Below are 21,873 nucleotides of genomic sequence, written 5' to 3' on the forward strand. Positions count from 1 at the left end.
CGCCGAACGCTGGGGCATGGCGCCGGGAGTCGGGCGGGGCGGCATGGAGGCCGGGCTCGGCCGGGGACCGCCGGGACGGGGACCGCCCTGAGCAGCCGCGGGCCGCTGGCCACCGGGGCCGCCCGGCCGGGGAGCGTTCTGACCGGGACGGGGACCGCCCTGGCCCGGACGCGGACCACCCTGAGCGGGACCCGGACGCGGACCACCCTGGCCCGGAGCCGGGCGGGGGCCGGGCTGCGGACGCGGCGACGGACGCTCACGTTCGGGCGCCGAGGAATAGGGGTTGTTGCCGACCCGCGGCGGTTTCGGACCGGGTTTCGGCCCCGGCCGGGCCGGGCTCTGACCGGATGCGGCCGGACGCTGCTGGCCGGCCGGGCGGGCGGCGGGGGTGGCCGGCTTTGCCGCCGGCGCCTGAGCCGCTTCCTGGCTGGGCGCGGGCGCGGGACCCGGCTTCACCGCCGGGCCGGGCCGCGGAGCCGCTGCCGGTTTCGGTCCGCCGTCGACGGCCGGGGCCGGTTTCGTCTCGGCGACCGGTGCGGATTCGGCGGGACCAGGTTTCCCCGAGGGGGCCGGGGTGCGTGGACCGGGCCGCGGCCCGGGAGCCCCGGGTTTGGCACCGGCCGCCGGCCCGGGGCGGGCCGACGACGGTTTGGATCCGTTCGGCCTATCCGATTTCGCCGGCGCGGATTTCGCCGCGAACGATTCGCGCAGCCGACGCGCGACGGGTGCTTCCACCGTCGACGATGCCGACTTCACGAACTCGCCTTGCTCCTTGAGCTTCGCGAGTAGTTCTTTACTCGTGACACCGAGTTCTTTTGCCAACTCGTGCACGCGGGCCTTGCCTGCCACTGCTCTCCTCACTGAGAGGTCGAGCAGCGCCGCCCGCCTGCTGGCGGGGCCCCGCACGACCTCGGGTTAACTCCGATGGACGTTCATCGTTGGTACTTCACGGTGTGCTCATGAGTGCTCGTGCCTGTTCTCGAGGTGTTGCTCCAGGGCTGAGATATCCAGATTTCCGGACACTCGTAGTGCTCTGCCGATCGCTCGGCGCCGGACCGCAGTGCGCAGACAAGACGAAAAGGGGTGCAGCCAGGCACCCCGTCCGGGAAGTCTGCGCTGCGGGTCGGGAACGATCACGACGACATCCGCACCGTTGCCGGTGCCGAGCCCACGTGCCACGATCCGCAGCAGTTCGGCAGCCGGTTCGCGTTTCCGGCACCCGACACACGTACGTACCGGATATCCCGGGCGCCGGAGCGCCGCGGTGTCACCACGTTCGTGGGCGGGAACCGAAGACTCGGACCGAACCTGACACCACTCTACCGCTGACCGGTCGGCACTCTCCAACCCCGCCCCCGGCGACGGCGCCGCGGGCGGGTCGGCACAGCTGATCCGCCGGCCCAATGAACCGGTGGGTGCGGGACGCGCCGGGCGCGGGGTGGCGATCAACGGCGCTGGGCCTCCGTCCGCACCGAACCACCGGAATCCGGTGCGGCATCACTGCGGATATCGATACGCCACCCGGTGAGCCGGGCGGCGAGCCGCGCGTTCTGACCCTCCTTGCCGATGGCCAGCGACAGCTGGAAATCGGGGACGATCACCCGCGCCGCGCGGGCATCGGGATCGACAACTGTGACCGAAACCACTTTCGACGGCGACAGCGCGTTGCCCACGAAGGTTGCCGGATCGTCGGCGTAGTCGATGATGTCGATCTTCTCCCCGGCCAGTTCGCTCATCACATTGCGTACCCGCTGACCCATCGGGCCGATACAGGCCCCCTTGGCGTTGACGCCGGCCACCGTGGACCGCACCGCGATCTTGGACCGGTGCCCGGCCTCGCGGGCGACCGCCACGATCTCCACCGACCCGTCCGCGATCTCGGGTACCTCGAGGGCGAACAGGCGCCGGACCAGATTGGGGTGGGTCCGCGAGAGGGTGATCTGCGGACCGCGCGGGCCGCGGGACACGCCGACCACATAGCACTTGATCCGGTCGCCGTGTTCGTAGCTCTCCCCCGGGACCTGCTCGGCCGACGGGATCAGCCCCTCGGTGCCGTGCAGTTCGCTGCCGATCCGCACCACCACGGTGCCGCGGGCGTTGGCACGCGCATCGCGCTGCACCACACCACCGACGATATCGCCCTCATGAGTCGAGAATTCGCCGAAGGATTTCTCGTTCTCCGCATCGCGCAACCGCTGCAGCACCACCTGCCGGGCTGTGGTGGCGGCAATGCGGCCGAAACCCTCGGGGGTGTCGTCCCATTCGGAGATCACCTGACCCTCGGCGTCGAGTTCGGTGGCCAGCACCCGGACCAGACCGGTGCGCTGATCGATCTCGACCCGGGCGTTGGGCTGATGGCCCTCGGTGTGCTTGTAGGCGGTCAGCAACGCGGACTCGATCGCGGAGATCACGGTTTCGATCGAGATCCCTTTATCCGCGACGATGGCGCGCAGGGCTTCGATTTCGATATTCATTCCATGGTCCCTTCGGTCGAATCGGACGCGTCGACGGTGGTGGCGGTGTGCTCCGCGGCGTCCGCTCCCGCGGGTGGGCGACCGGAGGCGACACCTCCGGTGAGTTCCAGTTCACGTGCGCTCGGTGGGGCGAACTCGACCTCCACCACAGCGCGTTCGATATCCCCCAGTGCGACGGTGACCAGGCGCGGCGCGCGCTTACCCCCCAGCACCAGCGCGATGCGGTCACCGTCGAGGGCACCTGCTCTGGCCTCGAACGACGTCGGCAAACCGGGTTCCGGGGGCGGCACCCCCGGCCGCAGCCGGATCCGCACCTTGCGCCCCCGCGCCCGGCGCCAGTGCCGGTCGGCGGTGAGCGGGCGGTCCACGCCCGGAGTCGTCACCTCCAGCAGGTATCGGACCGCACCGAATTCGTCGTCCGCTTCGTCGAGCCGCGCCGAGACTTCGGAGCTGAGTTCGGCGATACTGTCGAGGTCCGCGGTTTCGTCGCTGTCCACGATCACCCGCACCCGGGTCTGTCCCGCCGCGGTGGAAACCTCGACTCCCTCGAGATCGAATCCTCGACCGGCGACGAGTCCGGCGACGAGCCGGCTCACCCCTTCCTCGGTCGGCATCGGCATATGGGCAGCTCCTGGTTCAGTTGTTACGCGGACGGAATGTTCTGTGCCGGTGACCTAGCGTAACGCGCCGCGAGAAGGTAAAGGACCAGCGGTCGGCGGTAAGTCCGCCGCCCGGTATCCATCCCCGCTGTCCACACCGCGGCGGCAGGCCGTCCCCACCCAGCGGGCCGGCGGCTGCCGGCCACACGGCCGAGGATGCGGGCGCAGACGAGTCCATTCGGAGGCCGGGCCCGAATCTGGCACGATGGTCCGGTGACCGAGCGTGTTACCGACCGGACCGCGGCCGGATTTCCTCGCGGACCTGCGAATACCAGGGACCTGAGCGCCTCCCGCCGCATCAATCGCCGGGCCGTGCTGCGGGTTGCCGGTGGTGGCACGGTCGGCGTTCTGGTCGTGCCCGCGCTCGTTTCGTGTGCCGAGGAACCGATCACCGAGCCGGATGTGCTGGTCGCCCAGGAGTTCTCGGCCCGGGCCGACGCGGCCGCCGCGACCGCCGCCATCGCGATCGATCCCGCGCGCTCGGCCGCGCTGACCACCATCGCCGCGGAACGCACCGCCCACGCCGATGCCCTGCGCACCGAGATCGACCGGGCCATCGGCGTGTACGGCGACGGAACGACACCGGCCGTACAGACCCCGGCCCCGACGACCACGCCGGCGCCCACCACACCGCCGAGTATCGATGCGTTGCGCGACCAGCTCGGCGCCGCCCAGCGCGCGGCCGCCGACCTGGCGGTCACCCAGTCCGGGTACCGCGCGGGATTGCTGGCCTCGATCAGCGCCGCGTGCGCTGTTCAGGCAGGAGTTCTGCTGGGATGAGCGGTACCGAACAGCAGGCGCTGGCCGATGCGCTCGGCGCCGAGTACGCCGCGGTCTACGCCTACGGGATCATCGCCTCCCACGCGGGCGCCGACCGGAGCCGCACGGTCGCGCAGTACACCGCCGCACACCGGGCCCGCAGGGACGCGACCGCCGATGTCCTGGCGGACCGGCGGGGCACTGTACCGGCGCCCGAGGCGGCCTACACGATGCCACTCGCGGTCACCGATCCGGATACCGCGGCGCAGCTGGCGATCGTTGTCGAAACCGATACCGCGGTGGCCTGGCGGGCGGTAGTCGAGCAGGCCGACGCCGAAACCACCCGCCGGATCGCGATCGAGGCCCTCACCGAGAGCGCCGGTCGGCGTGCGGTCTGGCAATCCCTGCGCGGCACAGACCCGGCCACCACCGCCTTCCCCGGCCGTCCCTGAGTGACCGAAGCACCGGGCCACAGCGCCCGGTCGCCGAGTGGTCGGGTAGAGCCGAGTAGTCGGGTGGATCGGAGCCGCCCGGCCTGTATCGGTCGACCGCCCACTCGGTCAATCCATGCGGCCGGACGGCCGCTCGGCCGGCCGGGCCCGCGGGAAGACGGTTCCGCCACCACGCCCCCGGGACCACGGGGGATTGCCACGTGGTGGCCTTTCCTGGGGTGTCAGCGAACCCGGGAGACCGCCGGGGAGGCTCGGCATATACGGCATCGAGGAGTTGGCCCCGGTGTTCCACGGTGTGGCCCCTGGCACCTGGTTGCGGCCCGGCTCGAGGCCGCTGCCGGGGGGGTCGGGCGTCCACGGCGTCTGGCCCGGTGCGGGCGGGGGCGGTCCCGCGTCCGCGGCAGCCGCCCGGCCACCGGTCTGTGCCGGGTCCGCGGCCGGAGCCTCGGCTGCTGGAAGACCCACCTTTTCCGGAGCTGCCGGCCCGCCGCTCGACCCGGCCTGCGTTGTTGGCTCTGTTCGCTCCGAACCCGGCACACCGGCCGCAGCCGACGCGGGCGTCTCCGCTTCCCGCTCGAGGGCACTGTCGTCCCCCGTCGGCGCCTTTCCGCCGTCCGGGACTCCGGTCTTTTCCGTACCGGGCGCAGCGGCCTGCCCGGCATCATCGTCGGATTCCGGCGCCGCGGGCCCATCGGGTCCGATCGGAGGCCGGTCCGACGGATTCCGCTGTGGCTCCGGGGAGCCGTCCGGCACAGTGCCGATACCGGCGCTGCCGGCGATATGCCCGGGCACGCCCGGAAGCTGCGCCGAGAGTCGGTCGGCGCCGTCGGAATCGGCCTGAACCAACAGCACGACCGACTCCGCACCACCGGCTGCGGTACGGACATCACGGCGCATCACCTCGCCGGCGGATTCCCCCACCGCGCCGAGCCGGCTGGCCAGCAGCCCGGTGACCGAATCGACGGTCACGCCGTCGGCACCGTGACCGCCGTCCTCGGTCATCGGTTTCCCTCCAGAGTCCGTCCTGGCGGGCCTCCGCAAGCCGATACCAGTGTGTCGCCGATCGCGACCCGGCCGGTGGCGCCGTCCGGCCCGCCGCAGGTGCCCGGACGCCAAACACCACCGTGGCACGCCACCGGTGGCGCGGACCGTACTGGTATTGCCGCAGCTGGGAACATCATGGGTAAGACGCCACCCCGACCGGCCCGGTACCGAGGCAGAGCACCAGGTCCGGGTTCCGGCTCTGTACGAGCAGCGCCGACCCTTGTCCGACGATGCGCGCGTACACGGTATGCATTCCCGCCCGCACCGGGACTTCGACCTTCTTCCCGGATTCGAAACCAACCGCGATCGTTGCGTCCCGGTCGGCGAAGTAGTTGAGCTGTGCGGTCCATTCGTGGGCGATCATAGGGCCGTCCAGCGGCACCCGGACGGGCATACGGCCGTCGACGCGGTGACCGCAACCAGGCACGGGACCAGGGATTACAGCACGATTCCACCAGACCCGCGCGTCGGCGAACTCGCCGGTGTCGGTGAGCATGCGCAGGCGTTCGGTGGCGTCGGCGAAGGCACCGGGCGGGGCGATCGGCGAGAGTACCCGGCTCGCCTCGTTCTGCGGATGGGCGGTCGGGTTGAGCACATTCCAAGGGACCTCCTGCTCCAGCAGCGGTATCCCGTCCCAGTGGGCGAATTCCGATTTCACGTTCGTCACATAGGTTTTCGTCGGCCCCTCCGACCAGCTGCGAGTGAACGTGTAGGTCGACCACAGGCTGCTCACGGCGAACAGGACGACCAGCGCCGTCGCGGGAATCGGCCCACGCCACCGGGCGCTGCGCCGGTCGGTCTGCGCCGCGACGGTTCGTTGCGGGGGGCGGGCGAAGGCCCGCAGCAGCAGGGCGCCCGCGATCGTGAGCACCAGCGCGGCGTCGGCCAGGTAGCGCAGCGACATCATGAGTTCGTCGACGGTGTTGGGTCCGGCGCGCATGAGTACGACCGGTATCTGCACCGCGGGGAGGTACACCACTGCCGCCACCCAGACCGGCCGGACCACCGGCCGGGCCCGGCTCGTCGCGATCACCGCTACCGCCAGTAGCCCCCACGCCGCCCAGACCGCCCAACCGGGCGCCACCGCCCAGGGCGCGGACGGTATCCAGCGTTCCCAGCCCCACGGACCGCCGAGCAGGGCTGTCACCACCCCGGCCCATGCCGCCCGGGGCAGCATCTGCGCCATCTCGGCGGACCCGGCGTCACCGGCCGATATCCCGACCGCCGCGAAGTAGACCAGCCCCCAGATCAGCAGCACCGTCGCGGAACAGGCCCACAGGACCCCTCCCCGGCGCAGCACCGCACGGAAGGCGAAACCCCGGCCGTCGACATACCGGCGCAGGACCACCACGGCGAAGGCGACGAACGGAACCACAACCGCCTTCTCGAAGAACAGCAGCGCCACGGCCGCCACCACCACACCGGAGATCGCGTACCGGCGGCGGCCGGTGCGGTCCAACAGGACCGCGTCGGCGGCGACCCAGGCGAGCGCGAACTGCAGCGGCAGGGCGTTGAGCGCGGCGGACCACCAGGTGAACGCGGGCAGGGTGAGCGGGCCGAAGAGGTAGAAGGCCAGGGGTATCAGCAGCACGGGGCGGCGGCCGAGCAATACCAGCAGCAGCCGCAGCACGGCGCCCGCGGCGGCCACCTGCAACAGCAGCGACACCGCGGCCGCGGCCGTCCAGTTCAACGGTGCCAGCGCGGTCACCAGCCACGAAACGCCGAATGCCAGCGGCATGAAATGGCCGTCGTGGTCGTGCAGCAGGAGTTCGGCCGACCACAGCGGATAGGTGCCGGCCCGGCCGGTGAGGATGAGGTCGTCCCAGTAGAAATAGCTGTTCGCGAGGACCCAGGTACGGACGACGAGTTGCAGCGCGATCAGGCAGAAAGCCGCCCCGAGCACCACACGCCCGGGCGATGCTGTCCACCGGCGCAGCCCGGCCCGCATCCGGTCGAATCGCACGGACGGCGGGTCCGCACCCGGGGCGGGGGGTCGCTGCGGTACGACGGCCGGAGCGCTTCCCATGGCCCCCCACCCTACAAGCGACCGGGCCCGTGGGCGGGCCGGTCCGCGGGCTACCGTTCGGTGCCCGTGTCCTCGGCGGTTTCCACCCCGAGCTCTTCCACGTCGATATCGTATTCACTCAGGTCGACGGCATCGGTGCGTTCGTCCCCGATATCGAGCAACTGTGCGACGGCGTCGGAATCACCGTGCGCGGCGCGCTCCCGCAGTTCGGACAGGTTCGGCTCACGCGGGCCGGACCGGTCGGGCTCATACATTCAGCGCAACCTTCCTGGTGTCGGCGACGAGCCACCGGCTCGCCCGCTCAGGTTTCCGAGCTTAGGCGCGTCGACGGAGCGCCGCCGAATCCGCCGGCCGGGCGCAGCACGTCAGGCGGGCGCCGTGAGTCCGGGTCCGGTGTACATCGGCAGGTCAGCGGTGGTCCGGATACCCGGTTCGGCCGCCACGACGGCAGGTATGGCATTGACCACCCGGCCGACGCCGGCCAGGATCGCGGCATAGTTGTGATCACCCCGGCGGCTCGACGGACTGATGTCCACGGCGTACGACGGCTCCCCGGTGATCTCCACCCGGTACGACCCCCCGGTCTGCGCCGGCCGGGCCCAGTCGGGGCACAGGTCGTCGCGCAGGCGGGTGATGTGTTCCACGACGATCGCCGGGCGCCCGGAGACCCAGCCGGTGATCTCGAACCGCAGCGCTGCCTGACTCCCTTCCGGCACCTCCCCCACTGCGATCCGGAAGTTCTCGGGTGCGGGTTCGCGTTCATAGGTTTCGGTGATCTCGTCGATCCGGACGCCGAGTCCGGCGGCCAGGGCACGCATCGCCGCGCCCCAGGCGATACCGAGCACACCGGGCTGCAGCAGCATGGGGGTCTCGTCGAGTGGTTTGCCGAAGCCCATCACATCGAACATGACGGTGGACCCGTCGTAGGTGGCGTAGTCCGCGATCTCCAGGCAGCGCACCTGTTCCACCCGCTGACAGGTGGAGGCCAGCGCGAAGGGAACGAGATCGTTGACGAAACCCGGGTCCACGCCGTTGACGAAGACACTGGCGCCGCCTGCGGCCGCCGCCGACTCGACCGCCGCGAAGAGCTTGTCCGGCAGCGTTCCCCACGGATACATGAGCAGGCCGGGCGCCGTCCCGACCACGTTCACACCGGCCGACAGGATCCGGGCGATATCCCCCATCGCCTCGACCAGCCGGGTATCGCCCATCGCGCAGTACACCGCGCAGTCCGGGCGGGTGGCCAGCAGTTCGCCGATATCGCCGACGGCCGCGATACCGGTGACGATGTCCAGGCCGGCCAGTTCGCCGGCATCCCTGCCGATTTTCCCCGGAGTCGACACCCCCACACCGACGAGATCGAATCGCGGATCGGTGATGAGTTGCGTCAGGGCGATCCGGCCGGCGTTACCGGTGCCGACGAGGACGACGCGAAGGGCCATGGATTCTCCTACCTACGAGCGGCGCAGCGGCGAAAACGTGGTTCCACCGCGGGCTTCCAGCCCTGGGCACCCTACCGGAACAGTGTCTAGAACAGGTTCCAGTTTCATGATACCGTCACCGCCATGGGACGTGTAGACGGCAAAGTCGCCCTGATCAGCGGGGGCGCGCGGGGCATGGGCGCGGCCCATGCGAAACTGCTGGTGGCCGAGGGCGCGCAGGTGATCATCGGTGATGTTCTGCACGAGGAGGGCAAAGCCCTCGCCGACGAACTCGGCACCGCCGCCCGCTACGTCCCACTCGACGTCACCGAACCCGATCAGTGGGATACCGCCGTCGGCACCGCCATCGCCGAGTTCGGCAAACTCGACGTGCTGGTGAACAACGCGGGCATCGTCAACGGAGCGCCGCTGCAGAAGCTGTCGCTGGAGAAGTTCCGCGCCGTCCTCGACGTGAACCTGGTCGGCACCTTCCTCGGGATGCGCGCCGCTGTCGAACCGATGATCGCCGCCGGCGGCGGCTCGATCATCAACGTTTCCTCCATCGAGGGTCTACGCGGTGCACCCTTCGCGCATGGTTACGTGGCCTCGAAATGGGGCGTGCGCGGCCTCGCCAAATCGGCGGCACTCGAACTGGCCCCGCACAATATCCGGGTCAACTCGGTCCATCCCGGCCTGATCCGTACTCCGATGACCGAGGGCATCCCCGACGACCTGGTGACGATCCCGCTGGGCCGTCCGGCGGAGTCCGCCGAGGTCGCCACTTTCATCCTGTTCCTGGCCAGTGACGAATCCTCCTACGCCACCGGTAGTGAATTCGTGGTGGACGGCGGACTCGTCACCGGGGTGCCGCACAAGTAGCCCCGGCCAGTGGCCGGGTATGCATCCGCACGATGTCTCGGCCTACCGGCATTCCGACCGCCGGAGTTCAGCGACCGAAAGCCGCCAGGAACGTCGTCGCCGCCGCCACCGCGACGGCGTCCGCTTCGGTTTCGGGGAGCGGTTCGACGCCGAACTGATAGCGCACCGGTAGCGCACCGGTGAGCAGCGCGGTCCATTGGGAAGCCGCTACGTCAGGGTCGTCCAGTCCCAGCACGCCGGCCAGCGCCAGCCGGGCGAATCGGTCGGCCAGCGCGCGGAGAACCTGACCGGACACCTCGTCGACGATTTCGATCAACTCCGGGAACTGCCCGGCCTCGGCGCACACCAGACGCCGCAGCGCCCGCGATTCAGGGCTGCAGTAGCACCGGACCAGTTCAGTGCCCACGGCTCGGAGTGTGGCCGGGACGTCCGTGCCCGGCTCGGCCAACCGCTCGACGACCGCCAGATTCGCTTGCCGGGCAGCCTCCGACAGCGCCCGCACCGCATGCCGGAACACCTGTTCCTTGTCACCGAAGTGGCTGTACACGGTTGCTTTGGCCACCCCCGCCTCGGCGGCGATCTGATCCATCCGGGTTTGCGTGTACCCGGTGCGCGCGAAAACCGTGAACGCCGCGGCGAGGATCGCCTGCTGTTTGTCGACGCGGCCACGTGGGCGCGCGGGAATCCCGGTCGAAGTCACCTACCAATAGTAGACCGGTGTGATTACCTTTCCAGACCCACCGGTACAACTTGTCCCCGCTTCGTTCTAGACTCATGAGTCCAGAAAACCAGTCGTGCCGGTAGTTCAGGCATCAAACGAGGGAGCGCTCATGAAAACCGTGGTAATCACCGGCGGAACGGACGGAATCGGCAGAGCCCTGGCCTTCACCCACCTCGAACGCGGTGAACAAGTGGTGATCATCGGCCGGAGCACGGACAAGGCGCGCGCGATCATGGAGGCAGCAGCCCGGCTCGGCGCCGCAGACCGCATCGAATTCCTCCAGGCCGACCTCGGCCTGGTCACCGAGAACCACCGCGTACTCGACCGATTGCACACCGCCTACCCGGTCGTGGACATCCTCGTTCTCGGCGCCCGCTTTTACCGCTCGACCCGGAGTGCGACGCCGGAAGGCTTCGAGGCATCCTTCGCGTTGTTCTATCTGAGCCGCCATCTGCTGACCTATGGACTGGCAGGCAGTCTGGAACGGGCGGAAACGCCGATGATCGTCGACCTGTCCGGCCCGGGCGGCGAGCTCTCCCGAATCCGCTGGGACGATCTTCAATTCGCGAAGTCCTACGATCCCGACGCGGTAATGCACCAGTGCGGCAAACTGAGCGACCTACTCGCCGTCGCGTTCACCGAAGACCATCCGCGGAGCCGCATCCGCTACCTGCTCCTGCATCCCGGCCTCACCGCGACCGGCTTCACCGGCGAATACTCCGCAACCGACCGGGCCCTCGTCGAGGATATGCACAGGCGGGGCCAACCGGTCGAAGCCGCGGTAGCCCGGATCATGCGCCATCTGGACAATCCGCCGACGGCGCCCCTGTCGGCGTATATGCAGGAAAACGCGGTCGATATCGAGGGTGCGGCATTCGACCCCGGGGCCGCCCGGCGATTGCGAGATCACACCCGGGAACTACTCACCACGGCCGGATCGGCGAACGGCTGAGTGAACGCGGGCGCCATCGGCCCACCCGGCGCCGATCCCGGCCGGCCGGCATCGGGCGCCGGCGACACGGCGCGCCGCGCGACATCATCGGTGTTGCGCGGCACGCCGTGCCGGATGCCGTTGGCGAGATGAATGCCGAGGGCGAAATCCCGCATCGCGCGAGTCACCGTCCGTGCTGCTCGTCTCATACCTACCTCCACTACACAGATCTGTGAAGTTGCTGCTGTGGATAGACTAGGTTCACAGACCTGTGAATGCAAGGGATCCGGATATGTCCACACCCGCGCACAACGCGAATACGACACTGACACCGGCGGCTCAGCGGATACTCGATACAGCGGCCGAACTCTTCTACACCCGCGGTATCCATGCGGTCGGCGTCGATACCATCGCCGCCGAATCGGGCGTGACCAAACGCACCCTCTACGACCGCTTCGGCTCGAAGGACGGGCTTCTGGTCACCTACCTCGAACAACGCGACCGCCGCTGGCGCACCCTGATCGAGAACCGGCTCGCCGACCGCACCGACCCCGTCGAGCGCGTCCTGACACCGTTCGACGTCCTGCCCGAATGGCTCCCGGACAGCAGCAGAGGTTGCAGTTTCATCAATGCCTTCGCCGAACTCCCCGAACCCGACCATCCGGGCCGGCAGGTGATCGTCGCCGAGAAGACATGGTTGTACGAGTTGTTCGATCAACTGCTCACCGAGGCCGGGGCGGCCGACCACGAAACCGTCGCGGTGCAGCTACTGAGCCTCCACGAGGGGGCGATCATCAGCTACTCGATCACCGAGCGATACAACGCGGCCACCGCCGTGCGCGATGCCGCCGAACAGCTGACGCACACTGCAATCCACCCCTGAGTCCGGCAATTCGGCGGCACGGATGCGCTACGAACACCGGACAGACAGCCGTATCCGAAACCCCTGGACGCGAAGCAGCCGGCCGGGCACCGGCGACCTACCGGATGCGGCGGCGCGACGACCGATCGAGCTTCCCGACTGTTTTCGGCACCCGAACTGCCCTGTGCGACCAGGTGCGCTCCCACTCGGGAACGCACCATGCCGGCACCGGATCAGCTACGGATACGCTCCAGTACCGCCGCCACCGCGGAATCCGCCGGGATATCGAGAGTTTCACCGGTGAACCGATCACGCAGTTCCACCTTGCCCTCGGCCCAGCCGCGACCGATGACCAGCACGTAGGGCATACCGAGCAGTTCGGCGTCCTTGAACTTCACACCGGGTGAAGCGGTGCGATCGTCGAAAAGCACGTCCACCCCCTGGGTATTCAGTTCGGCGACGACCTGTTCGGCGCCCGCACGGGCGGCCTCGTCCTTGTTCGCGATCACCACGTGCACGTCGTAGGGCGCGACCTCGCTCGGCCAGCGCAGGCCCTTGTCGTCGTGCTGCTGTTCGGCAATGACCGCCACCAGCCGCGAGACCCCGACACCGTAGGAGCCCATGACGAGCCGGACCGGTTTGCCGTTCTCGCCGAGGACATCCACCTCGAAGGCGTCGGTGTATTTGTAGCCGAGCTGGAAGATATGACCGATCTCGATACCGCGGGCCGAGACCAGGGTGCCGCGGCCGTCGGGCGAGGGGTCGCCGTCGCGTACCTGCGCCGCCTCGATGGTGCCGTCAGGGGTGAAATCGCGACCGGCGACCAAGCCCACCACGTGCTTACCGGGGGTATCCGCGCCGGTGATCCACGACGTTCCGGTGACCACCCGGGGATCCACCAGGTAGCGGACTCCGTTGGCCTGCAGCCCTTTCGGGCCGATATAGCCTTTGACCAAGAAAGGGTTGGCGGCGAAATCGGCGTCGGTGAGCAGTTCGACCTCGGCGGGTTCCACCGAAGCGCCGAGGCGCTTGTCGTCGACCTCGCGGTCCCCCGGGATCCCGATACCGACGATCTCGGTTTTGCCGTCCGGATGCCGCAGTTTCACCATGACGTTCTTGAGGGTGTCGGCGGCCGTGACCGGCCGGCCGAGGCGTTCGCCGATACCGGCCGCGTTGGCCCAGTCGACGAGGGTGGCGATGGTGGGGGTGTCCGGGGTGTCGTGCACGACTGCCTCCGGTTGACCCTCGACCGGCAGCGGTTCGGGCGCGGGAGTGACCACGGCCTCGACATTCGCCGCATAACCCGATTCCCGGCAGACGACGTAGGTGTCCTCGCCGACGGGGCTGTCGGCCAGGAATTCCTCGGAGGCGCTACCACCCATCGCGCCGGAGGTCGCGGCGACAATTACGTACTGCACCCCGAGCCGTTCGAAGATGCGCTGGTAGGCCTCGCGATGAGCGTTGTAGCTCGCCTTCAGTCCGGCCTCGTCGAGGTCGAAGGAGTAGGAGTCCTTCATGATGAATTCGCGACCACGCAGGATGCCGGCGCGCGGACGTTCCTCGTCGCGGTACTTCGCCTGGATCTGGTAGAGGGTTACGGGCAGATCCTTGTACGAGTTGTACTCGCCCTTCACGGTGAGCGTGAACAGTTCCTCGTGGGTGGGGCCGAGCAGGTAGTCGGCACCCTTGCGGTCCTGCAACCGGAACAGGCTGTCGCCGTATTCGGTCCAGCGGTTGGTGGCCTCGTAGGGATCACGCGGTAGCAGCGCGGGCAGGGAGATCTCCTGCGCACCGATGGCGTTCATCTCCTCGCGCACCACCTCCTCCACCTTGTGCAGTACCCGCAGGCCCAGCGGCAGCCACGAGTACACACCCGGCGCGACCCGGCGCACATAGCCGGCGCGCACCAGCAGCTTGTGGCTGGGCACCTCGGCGTCGGCGGGGTCGTCGCGCAACGTACGGAGGAAGAGGCGGGAGAGGCGGGTGATCACGGTTGCTCAGCGTAGACCCTGCCCGATCCCGGCCGACACCCTATTCCCCACTGCCCGGCCACGGGCCCGAGCGGTCGGGTCCGTGCCGGTCGGAGCCGGTTTCCGAGTACCGCCGACCCTCGCCGTAAATAACAATTGAAACACTTTTGAATAACTTTGTGATATACATATTTTGAACTTTTCTTTGCGGGTTCATTGCGGCGCCGAGAGTCGGAACCGGACGCCGCTAGGGTTCGATCCACCGGGATTTCGGTGAACCGTCCCGAACAAACTGAAAATGGTCGCTGACCTGTGTGCACCCAGCGCCGCACAACGACACCGGAGAGCCTGCGTCAGCGCCCCGTGGAAAGGTCGGCCGTGATGGGAACCAGGAAAACAAGGGCGCGCGCAATCGCACTCGTCGCGGGGGCGGTGCTGACCGCGGCAACACTGTCGGGGTGCACCAAGACCGATACGACGGCCAGTGGCGACCTGCTGCAGTCCTTGAAGGACAAGGGCACCGTCACCGTCGGATTCGCCGGCGAGGCACCGTATTCCTTCGAGCAGAACGGTCAGCTCTCCGGGGCGACGGTCGCCCTGCACCGCGAGATCTTCCGAAATCTCGGAATCGAGACGGTCGAGGGCGTGCAAACCGATTTCGGCGCCCTGATCCCGGGATTGCAGGCGCAGCGGTTCGACGCGGTGAGCGCGGGAATGTCGATCCTGCCGGAGCGGTGTGAACAGGCCGCTTTCAGTGAGCCCGAGTTCATGTACACCACGGCGCTGATGGTGAAGAAGGGCAATCCGCTCGGGCTCACCGATATGCAGTCGATCAAGGACAAGGGCGCGAAGATGGCGGTGATGACGGGCGCCATCGAATCCGATTACGCCACTTCGCTGGGTATCGACGCCACCCAGGTCGGGAGTCCGCAGGACGGGATGGACGCCGTGACCTCGGGCCGGTCGGACGTTTTCGCGCTCACCGCGATCTCGCTGAACTGGCTGGCCGATCACAATCCGGACGCGCAGGTGGAGGTCACCGAATCGTTCGTGGCCGAAATCGACGGTAAACCGCAGATCGGTGCGGGCGGTACGGTTTTCCGGACCGATGACAAGGATTTGCTCGACGCCTACAACGCGGAGTTGCGCAAGATCACGTCGGACAAGGACAAGTACCTGTCGATCGTCGGCGAATTCGGTTTCACCGAGGCCGAACTGCCGGATCCCGAACTGACCACCGCCAAGCTGTGCGCGGGCGATATCTGATCGTGCCGGTCGACAACTCCACAGCGGCGCGTCTCCCCTCCGGCCCGCCGGGCCCGGAAGGGAGATGTGACCGGTGAACAATCTCGACGCGCTCACCGATGCGCTGCCCCGCATCGGTGACGGAATTCTGATCACCCTCGAACTGACGGCGGGTGGGGCGGCGCTCGCCTTCGTCCTCGCGGTCACCCTGGGCACGACGGCCCGGGTGCGAAATCTCGCGATCCGCGGGCCCGCCCGGGTGCTGATCGAATTCTTCCGGGGCACCTCCCTGCTGGTGCAGATCTTCTGGTTGTTCTATGTGCTGCCGCTGCTGGGCTATCAGCTCGACCCCGTGTTCTGCGGAATCCTCGCACTCGGCCTGAACTACGGCGCGTACGGCGCGGAAGTGGTTCGCGGCGCGTTGAACTCGGTTCCGAAAGCCCAGACGGAAGCGGCGGTCGCGCTCGGATTCAGTCCGTGGCAGCGGCTGCGCCGGGTGCTGTTCCCGCAGGCCTGGGCATTGATGATCCCACCGCTGGCCAACCTGCTGGTGCATCTGTTGAAGGGCACCGCCGTGGCCTCCTATATCACCCTGCAGGATTTGACCTTCCAGGTCGAGAAACTGCGCGACAGCACCGGCGATACGTTGTTCGCCTTCGGAATCGGACTGCTGATCTACTTCGTGATCGCCTACCTGCTCAGCCTCGGGATGAATCTGCTGGAAGCACGCGCCAAACACAAGCTGGGTCGCGGACCCTCGATGCGTGAGGTGTTGCGCCTGGCCCCCGATACCTCGGTGGACGCGGTCGCCGGGTCCGCACGGCAGAAGGTGGCGCCATGAGTGTGGAATGGAGTTGGGAACGCGCCGCCGAGGCACTGCCCGTGCTGTGGGACGGGTTCGAGATCACGCTGCTGGCGACGGTGCTCGGATTTGTGATCGCCGCGGCGCTCGGACTGATGATCGCGATCATCCGGCGTTCGCTGCCCCGCTGGATCGCGTGGCCGGTGCACGCGGTGAGCGAGTTCATCCGGTTCACCCCGCTGGTGGTGCAGCTGCTGTTCGCCTACACCCTGTTACCGCAGTTCTCGGCCCTGCAGATCGGGATCGTGGTGCTCGGCATCCACTACGCCGGGTATCTGGCGGAGGTGTACCGGGCCGGAATCGAATCGGTTCCGCCCGGGCAGTGGGAAGCGGCGCGGGCGCTGTCGCTGCCACCGACCCGCACCTGGCGGGCCGTGATCCTGCCGCAGGCCATCCGGGCCAGTGTGCCCGCCCTCGGCACCAATGCGGTGTCGATGTTCAAGGACACCCCGTTCCTGTTCGCCATCACCGTCGTCGAACTGGTGACCGCCGCACAGCAATTCGGGGCCCGTCACTACGCATACCTCGAGGCGATGACCCTGGCCGGCGTGTTCTTCCTGGTGGCCAGTTATCCGACCTCGGTGCTGATCAGACGACTGGAGAAGCGACTTGCCTACTACTGAACCGGTCTCCGGCACACCGGCCGGCGGCGCGGCCGACGCGCAGCCGATGATCGAATTCGACGGCGTGGTCAAACGCTTCGGTGACCTGGTGGTGCTCGACCAGCTCGATTTCACCGTCCGGCGCGGGGAGAAAGTGACGCTGATCGGACCTTCGGGTTCCGGCAAGACCACCATCCTGCGGCTGCTCATGACGCTGGAGGCGGTGAGCAGCGGAACCATCCGGGTCGACGGCGAGCTGCTGTCCCACGAACAGCGCGGCGGCAAACTGGTGCCCGCCCGGGAGAAACATCTCCGGGAGGTGCGCAAGAAGGTCGGGATGGTGTTCCAGCAGTTCAACCTGTTCCCCAATATGAACGTCCTGGAGAACATCACCGAGGCACCGATCCATGTGCTGGGCAAGTCCCGGGACGAGGCACGCAAACGTGCCCTCGACCTGCTCGAGCTGGTCGGGCTCTCGGACAAGGCGACCGCGCACCCGTCCCAGCTGTCCGGCGGACAGCAGCAGCGGGTGGCGATCGCCCGCTGCTGCGCCATGGACCCGAAGGTCATGCTGCTGGACGAGGTGACCTCCGCGCTCGACCCCGAACTGGTCGGCGGGGTCCTCGATGTACTGCGCGAACTCGCGGCGAGCACCGATATCACCATGCTCATCGTCACCCACGAAATGGGTTTCGCCCGCGACGTCTCCGACCGGGTCCTGATGTTCGACCACGGGCGGATCATCGAGGAAGGCACACCCGAGCAGATCTTCAACGCACCCGAGAACGAACGCACCCGGGAATTCCTCAAAGCCGTGCGGTGAGCCACGGGGCCCGGGCGAGGAGGTACCGTAACCGCTCGTGCTGGTGCTGTTACCTCCTTCCGAGACGAAATCCGACGGCGGTACCGGCGGACCGCTCGATCTGAGCGCGCTGGCCTTCGACACGCTGACCGAGGTCCGCGACGGATTGGTCGACGACCTCACGAAACTGGCCGGTGATCCGGCGGCCGCCCGGGTAGCGCTGGGGCTGGGCAAGAACGCCGAGGCCGAGCTCGCCCGCAACGCCGCGCTGCGCAGCTCACCCAGCCGGCCAGCTCTGGAGCGCTACACCGGCGTCCTGTACGACGCTTTGGACGCCGCCACGTTCACCCGGGCACAGCGCGCCAAGGCGTACGCACGGCTCGCGATCGGTTCGGCACTGTTCGGCGCGGTCCGCGCGGGCGATCCTATCCCGGCCTACCGGCTGTCGGGCGGCTCCAAACTGCCCGGGCGGCCCACCCTGTCGGCGGTCTGGCGCGACCATCTCGGGCCGGCACTGCGCGACACGGCGGCCGGCGAGCTGGTGGTCGACCTGCGATCGGGCACCTACCAGCAACTCGGCCGGGTCCCGGAAGCCGTCACGGCCACGGTGCTCACCGAACACGAGGACGGTTCACGCACGGTGGTCAGCCATTTCAACAAACATCACAAGGGTCTGCTGGCCCGCGCGCTGGTCCTGACCCGGGCCGAACCGGCCGATGTCCGGGGACTCGCCCGGGTCGCCCGGCAGGCCGGCCTGCGCATCGAGGTCGCTTCGGAAACCGAGTTGGTCGTCCTCACCTGACACAGACCACCCGGCAGCGAATGGGTCCGCCGGGTGGCTGCGGCGGGCCCGGTCCCCGGAAGTAGGCTCGCACCTTGTGCCGAATACGTCAGCCGATACCGACCACCTTGCCTCCGGGGATTCGAACTACCTGGTGGGGCTCGATCTGAGCGGACGGCGGGTTGTCGTCGTCGGCGGCGGTTCCGTGGCACAACGCCGGCTGGGACTGCTCATCGCCTCGGGTGCCGTGGTGGAAGTGATCACCCGGGAAGCCACGCCCGCGGTGGAGGGTATGGCGACCGGCGGCCAGATCACGCTGACCTTGCGCGATTACGCCGACGGTGACCTCGACGGCGCCTGGTACGCCATCGCCTGCACCGACGAACCGCAGACCAATGCCGCGGTCGTCGCGGAGGCGACGCGGCGGCGGATCTTCTGTGTGCGCGCCGATCACGCCCAATCCGGTACCGCCGTCACTCCCGCCACCGCCCGCTACGACGGGATGACCCTGGGTGTTCTCGCCGGTGGCCGGCACCGGCGTTCGGCGGCGGTGCGTACCGCGCTGCTGGAGGCTCTGCAATCGGGTGTGGTGACCGACGATGCGACCCCGATGACGCCGGGAGTCGCGCTGGTCGGCGGTGGGCCCGGTGATCCGGACCTGATCACCGTCCGGGGCCGGCGCCTGCTGGCCCGCGCCGATCTCGTGGTCGCCGACCGGCTCGCGCCGCCCGAACTGCTTGCCGAACTCGGGCCGGACGTGGAGGTCGTGGACGCCGCCAAGATCCCCTACGGGCGGGCGATGGCGCAGGACGCGATCAACGCGGCACTCGTGGAGGGCGCACGGGCGGGCAAATTCGTGGTCCGGCTCAAGGGCGGCGACCCGTACGTGTTCGGACGCGGCTACGAAGAACTCGAGGCCTGCGTCGACGCCGGTGTGCCGGTGACCGTGGTCCCCGGTGTCACCAGCCCGATCTCGGTCCCGGCGGCGGCCGGCATCCCGGTCACCCACCGGGGCGTGACGCACGAGTTCGTGGTGGTGAGCGGCCATATCCCCCCGGACCACCCGGATTCCCTGGTGGACTGGCCCGCCTTGGCCCGGCTGCGCGGCACGCTCGTCCTGATGATGGCGGTGGAGCGCATCGAGCAGTTCGCCGCGGTCCTGCGCGACGGCGGCCGCCCGGCCGACACTCCCGCCACAGTGATCCAGGAGGGCACGCTGCGCGGCCAGCGGGTACTGCGCGCGACGCTCGCGGATGTTGCCGAAAAGGTCCGATCCGAGGGGATCCGGCCGCCGGCGATCGTTGTGATCGGGCCCACTGCCGGGTTCACCGGCGCCCCGATCGCCGGCACTACCGGTCGGTTACAGTGACCCACTGTGCTCGATAACCCCCCAGCCGCAAAGTACCCGGTGACGAAGCGAGCCTTCGGTCTCGCCATCCTCGTCCTGAGCGGTTTGCAGCTGATGGTGGTGCTGGACGGCACCGTGGTGATCCTGGCCCTGCCGCGATTACAGGAGGAAATGGGCCTGTCCAGTTCGGGCAGCGCCTGGACGATCACCGCCTACGGCCTCCCGTTCGCGGGCCTGATGCTGCTCGGTGGCCGGATCGGCGACTCGTTCGGGCGCCGGCGCATGTTCATCCTCGGGGTCGGATTGTTCACGCTGGCCTCGCTGCTGTGCGGGTTGGCGCAGGGTGAACAGATGCTCGTCGCTGCACGGGCCTTCCAGGGCACCGGCGCCGCGCTGGCCGCCCCCACGGCTTTCGCGCTCGTGGCCAGTACCTTCGCCCCCGGCAAGGTCCGTAATCAGGCCTTTGCCATCTTCGGGTCGATGGTGGCGCTGGGGTCGGTCGGCGGGCTGGTGATCGGCGGTGCGCTCACCGAGGCCAGCTGGCGGTGGATCTTCCTGATCAATGTGCCGATCGGCGCGCTCATCGTGGTCGGCGCGCTGTTCGCGCTCCGCGACACCGGTCATCAGCGGCTCACTCTCGACGTGCGGGGCGCGTTCCTCGGAACCCTGGCGTGTGCCCTGATCGTCTGGGGCGCCACCGAGGGACCGGAACTCGGCTGGGACAGCCCCCTGGTCTACGGCACGTTGATCGCGGGCGCGGTCCTGCTGCCGATTTTCGTTTTCTCCGAACGTCATGTCGACAACCCGCTGCTGCCGTGGTCGCTGTTCGACAGCCGCGACCGCGTGGCCACCTTCGTGGTGATCCTGCTCGCCAGTGGTGTCCTGGGCGCCACCACCTATTTCGCGGGCCTGTTCGTGCAGAATGTGGTGGGCTACAGTCCGCTGGTCGCCGGGATATCGTTCATCCCCTTCACCGTCGGCGTCGGCGTCGGCAGCGCGATAGCCACCCGGCTGGCCCTGCATATCGCGCCACGCTGGCTGCTGGTCGGCGCCGCAGTGGTGCTGGTGGCCGGTCTGGGCTATGGTTCGACGCTCGACCGCGACGTCGGCTACTGGACCACCCTGCTGCCGCTGTTCCTGGTAATCGGCTTCGGTATCGGTATCGCCATGGTGCTGATCCCGCTGTGTGTCCTGGTGGGTGTACCGCCGGACGAGATCGGCCCGCTGTCGGCGATCGGCCAGATGTTCCTGAACCTCGGCACTCCCATCGCCATCGGTGTCCTCACCCCGCTCGCCGCCTCCCGGACCCTGTCCGAGGGCGGAACCACCGGCAAACCTGCCCAGATGACCGACGCCGAGATCATCGCGCTCGGCGACGGGTACACCCTGGCCATGTTCGTGGCCGCATGCGGTGCGCTGCTCGTCGGCCTGATCGCGCTGACCCTGCGCTACACCGCCGCGGAAGTGGCCCGCGCCCAGCACGCCCAGGACGAAGCCCAGGCCGCCTGATACAGCGTTCGCAGCCATGCCCGGCGGGCACCGCTACCGGCGGACCGCCGGGGTTCTGTCCGGCTGGACGGATCGGGACGGCACAGACCGCCCTACAAGCGTCCGGTGATCTTGCTGGGCGTGATGCGGACAACCACGCGGGGACCGTCGTTCACGGCGTCGGGGTTGAAATCGGCATAGTCCTTGCCGGTGTATTTCCGGGAGATCCGGTTTCCGACGACCAGGTCGGGGTCGGGCGTCAGGGAGGCGGTGCCTTTGACCTCGGCGTACAGATACGGGTTGTCCGGCGCGGTGATCAACACCGAGATCCGCGGATCGCGGGCGAGGTTCTTGCCCTGCACGCGGTCGGTGGTGGTGGAGTAGAGCAGGTCGTCGCCGTCGCGGATCAGCCAGGTGACGGTGAGATGCGGATGCCCGTCCCGGCCGACGGTGGCCACGGTGACGAACAACCGGTTCTCGTCGATATGCTTTTTCAGGGTCTCCGGCAGCGAAAGTGTGCTCATAGCCACGAGTAACCGCTTTCGCC

General features: G+C 68.5%; 23 protein-coding genes and 1 pseudogene. 12 read left to right on the forward strand and 12 right to left on the reverse strand.

Going from position 1 to position 21,873, the window contains the following annotated elements; all coding sequences use genetic code 11:
• From QH195_RS15585 to rimP, 4 genes and pseudogenes are all read right to left on the reverse strand, one after another.
• On the reverse strand, positions 1-849 hold an 849-nt coding region (locus tag QH195_RS15585), incomplete at its 3' end, for a translation initiation factor IF-2 N-terminal domain-containing protein (RefSeq protein ID WP_280435899.1).
• A 108-nt stretch (positions 850-957) separates the two neighbouring features.
• Positions 958-1,245 (reverse strand): annotated as a pseudogene (locus tag QH195_RS15590) (YlxR family protein); the annotation flags it as partial.
• A gap of 200 nt (positions 1,246-1,445) precedes the next feature.
• Positions 1,446-2,474, reverse strand: a complete 1,029-nt coding sequence (gene nusA / locus QH195_RS15595; RefSeq protein ID WP_280424130.1) for a transcription termination factor NusA — start codon at positions 2,472-2,474, stop codon at positions 1,446-1,448.
• Entirely contained in the window at positions 2,471-3,094 is a 624-nt protein-coding gene (gene rimP / locus QH195_RS15600) for a ribosome maturation factor RimP (RefSeq protein ID WP_280424129.1), read from the reverse strand. The genes nusA and rimP overlap by 4 nt, the downstream gene beginning before the upstream one ends.
• A gap of 252 nt (positions 3,095-3,346) precedes the next feature.
• Between rimP and QH195_RS15605 the strand changes: the two genes are divergently transcribed.
• Both QH195_RS15605 and QH195_RS15610 read left to right on the forward strand, forming a co-directional pair.
• A complete protein-coding gene (locus QH195_RS15605) occupies positions 3,347-3,913 on the forward strand; it encodes a hypothetical protein (protein ID WP_280435900.1) in 567 nt (188 codons plus the stop codon).
• Entirely contained in the window at positions 3,910-4,344 is a 435-nt protein-coding gene (locus tag QH195_RS15610; protein WP_280424127.1) for a ferritin-like domain-containing protein, read from the forward strand. The genes QH195_RS15605 and QH195_RS15610 overlap by 4 nt, the downstream gene beginning before the upstream one ends.
• A gap of 108 nt (positions 4,345-4,452) precedes the next feature.
• On the opposite strand, the gene QH195_RS15615 is transcribed toward QH195_RS15610, so the two are convergent.
• The 4 genes from QH195_RS15615 to QH195_RS15630 all read right to left on the reverse strand — a co-directional run bounded on the left by QH195_RS15615 (position 4,453) and on the right by QH195_RS15630 (position 8,856).
• On the reverse strand, positions 4,453-5,346 hold the full coding sequence (locus QH195_RS15615) for a hypothetical protein (RefSeq protein WP_280435901.1): 894 nt from the start codon (positions 5,344-5,346) through the stop codon (positions 4,453-4,455).
• 175 nt (positions 5,347-5,521) lie between these two features.
• Positions 5,522-7,414 (reverse strand): hypothetical protein, encoded by a 1,893-nt coding sequence (locus tag QH195_RS15620; protein ID WP_280435902.1) that lies wholly within the window; start codon positions 7,412-7,414, stop codon positions 5,522-5,524.
• A gap of 50 nt (positions 7,415-7,464) precedes the next feature.
• Positions 7,465-7,668: a hypothetical protein gene (locus tag QH195_RS15625; protein ID WP_280424124.1), complete on the reverse strand. Its 204-nt coding sequence runs from the start codon at positions 7,666-7,668 to the stop codon at positions 7,465-7,467.
• 111 nt (positions 7,669-7,779) lie between these two features.
• Entirely contained in the window at positions 7,780-8,856 is a 1,077-nt protein-coding gene (locus tag QH195_RS15630) for an NAD(P)H-dependent amine dehydrogenase family protein (RefSeq protein ID WP_280435903.1), read from the reverse strand.
• 123 nt (positions 8,857-8,979) lie between these two features.
• Between QH195_RS15630 and QH195_RS15635 the strand changes: the two genes are divergently transcribed.
• On the forward strand, positions 8,980-9,714 hold the full coding sequence (locus QH195_RS15635) for a glucose 1-dehydrogenase (RefSeq protein WP_280435904.1): 735 nt from the start codon (positions 8,980-8,982) through the stop codon (positions 9,712-9,714).
• 67 nt (positions 9,715-9,781) lie between these two features.
• On the opposite strand, the gene QH195_RS15640 is transcribed toward QH195_RS15635, so the two are convergent.
• On the reverse strand, positions 9,782-10,414 hold the full coding sequence (locus QH195_RS15640; protein WP_280435905.1) for a TetR/AcrR family transcriptional regulator: 633 nt from the start codon (positions 10,412-10,414) through the stop codon (positions 9,782-9,784).
• Positions 10,415-10,544: 130 nt separating this feature from the next.
• Between QH195_RS15640 and QH195_RS15645 the strand changes: the two genes are divergently transcribed.
• Entirely contained in the window at positions 10,545-11,387 is an 843-nt protein-coding gene (locus QH195_RS15645; RefSeq protein WP_280435906.1) for an SDR family NAD(P)-dependent oxidoreductase, read from the forward strand.
• Here the strand turns inward: QH195_RS15645 and QH195_RS15650 are convergent.
• Complete coding sequence (locus QH195_RS15650; RefSeq protein WP_280435907.1) at positions 11,342-11,575, reverse strand: hypothetical protein; 234 nt, start codon at positions 11,573-11,575, stop codon at positions 11,342-11,344. The two genes, QH195_RS15645 and QH195_RS15650, sit on opposite strands and share 46 nt — an antisense overlap.
• Before the next feature lie 83 nt (positions 11,576-11,658).
• Here QH195_RS15650 and QH195_RS15655 point away from each other — a divergent pair, with 83 nt between their 5' ends.
• Positions 11,659-12,249 carry a TetR/AcrR family transcriptional regulator gene (locus QH195_RS15655; protein ID WP_280435908.1) on the forward strand — a complete coding sequence of 197 codons (591 nt, stop codon included), beginning with the start codon at positions 11,659-11,661 and terminating at the stop codon, positions 12,247-12,249.
• Between the two features lie 212 nt (positions 12,250-12,461).
• Here QH195_RS15655 and QH195_RS15660 read toward each other — a convergent pair whose 3' ends face one another.
• The gene (locus tag QH195_RS15660; protein ID WP_280435909.1) at positions 12,462-14,219 is read right to left on the reverse strand and encodes a proline--tRNA ligase; all 1,758 of its coding nucleotides are present in this window, start codon (positions 14,217-14,219) and stop codon (positions 12,462-12,464) included.
• Positions 14,220-14,579: 360 nt separating this feature from the next.
• Here QH195_RS15660 and ehuB point away from each other — a divergent pair, with 360 nt between their 5' ends.
• The 7 genes from ehuB (at position 14,580) to QH195_RS15695 (ending at position 21,347) form a co-directional block, all read left to right on the forward strand.
• Positions 14,580-15,464 carry an ectoine/hydroxyectoine ABC transporter substrate-binding protein EhuB gene (ehuB, locus tag QH195_RS15665; RefSeq protein WP_280424116.1) on the forward strand — a complete coding sequence of 295 codons (885 nt, stop codon included), beginning with the start codon at positions 14,580-14,582 and terminating at the stop codon, positions 15,462-15,464.
• Positions 15,465-15,537: 73 nt separating this feature from the next.
• The gene (ehuC, locus tag QH195_RS15670; protein WP_280424115.1) at positions 15,538-16,284 is read left to right on the forward strand and encodes an ectoine/hydroxyectoine ABC transporter permease subunit EhuC; all 747 of its coding nucleotides are present in this window, start codon (positions 15,538-15,540) and stop codon (positions 16,282-16,284) included.
• Positions 16,281-16,928: an ectoine/hydroxyectoine ABC transporter permease subunit EhuD gene (ehuD, locus tag QH195_RS15675; protein WP_280435910.1), complete on the forward strand. Its 648-nt coding sequence runs from the start codon at positions 16,281-16,283 to the stop codon at positions 16,926-16,928. The genes ehuC and ehuD overlap by 4 nt, the downstream gene beginning before the upstream one ends.
• A 46-nt stretch (positions 16,929-16,974) precedes the next feature.
• Complete coding sequence (gene ehuA / locus QH195_RS15680) at positions 16,975-17,730, forward strand: ectoine/hydroxyectoine ABC transporter ATP-binding protein EhuA (RefSeq protein ID WP_280435924.1); 756 nt, start codon at positions 16,975-16,977, stop codon at positions 17,728-17,730.
• Positions 17,731-17,767: 37 nt separating this feature from the next.
• A complete protein-coding gene (yaaA, locus tag QH195_RS15685) occupies positions 17,768-18,511 on the forward strand; it encodes a peroxide stress protein YaaA (RefSeq protein WP_280435911.1) in 744 nt (247 codons plus the stop codon).
• 76 nt (positions 18,512-18,587) lie between these two features.
• Entirely contained in the window at positions 18,588-19,859 is a 1,272-nt protein-coding gene (gene cobA, locus QH195_RS15690; RefSeq protein ID WP_280435912.1) for a uroporphyrinogen-III C-methyltransferase, read from the forward strand.
• A 6-nt stretch (positions 19,860-19,865) separates the two neighbouring features.
• On the forward strand, positions 19,866-21,347 hold the full coding sequence (locus QH195_RS15695) for an MFS transporter (protein WP_432278411.1): 1,482 nt from the start codon (positions 19,866-19,868) through the stop codon (positions 21,345-21,347).
• A 92-nt stretch (positions 21,348-21,439) separates the two neighbouring features.
• Here QH195_RS15695 and QH195_RS15700 read toward each other — a convergent pair whose 3' ends face one another.
• Complete coding sequence (locus QH195_RS15700; protein ID WP_280424110.1) at positions 21,440-21,850, reverse strand: PPOX class F420-dependent oxidoreductase; 411 nt, start codon at positions 21,848-21,850, stop codon at positions 21,440-21,442.
• Between the last annotated feature and the right edge of the window lie 23 nt (positions 21,851-21,873).

The sequence above is a fragment of the Nocardia carnea genome, from assembly GCF_029868855.1.
Lineage (GTDB): Bacteria > Actinomycetota > Actinomycetes > Mycobacteriales > Mycobacteriaceae > Nocardia > Nocardia carnea_A.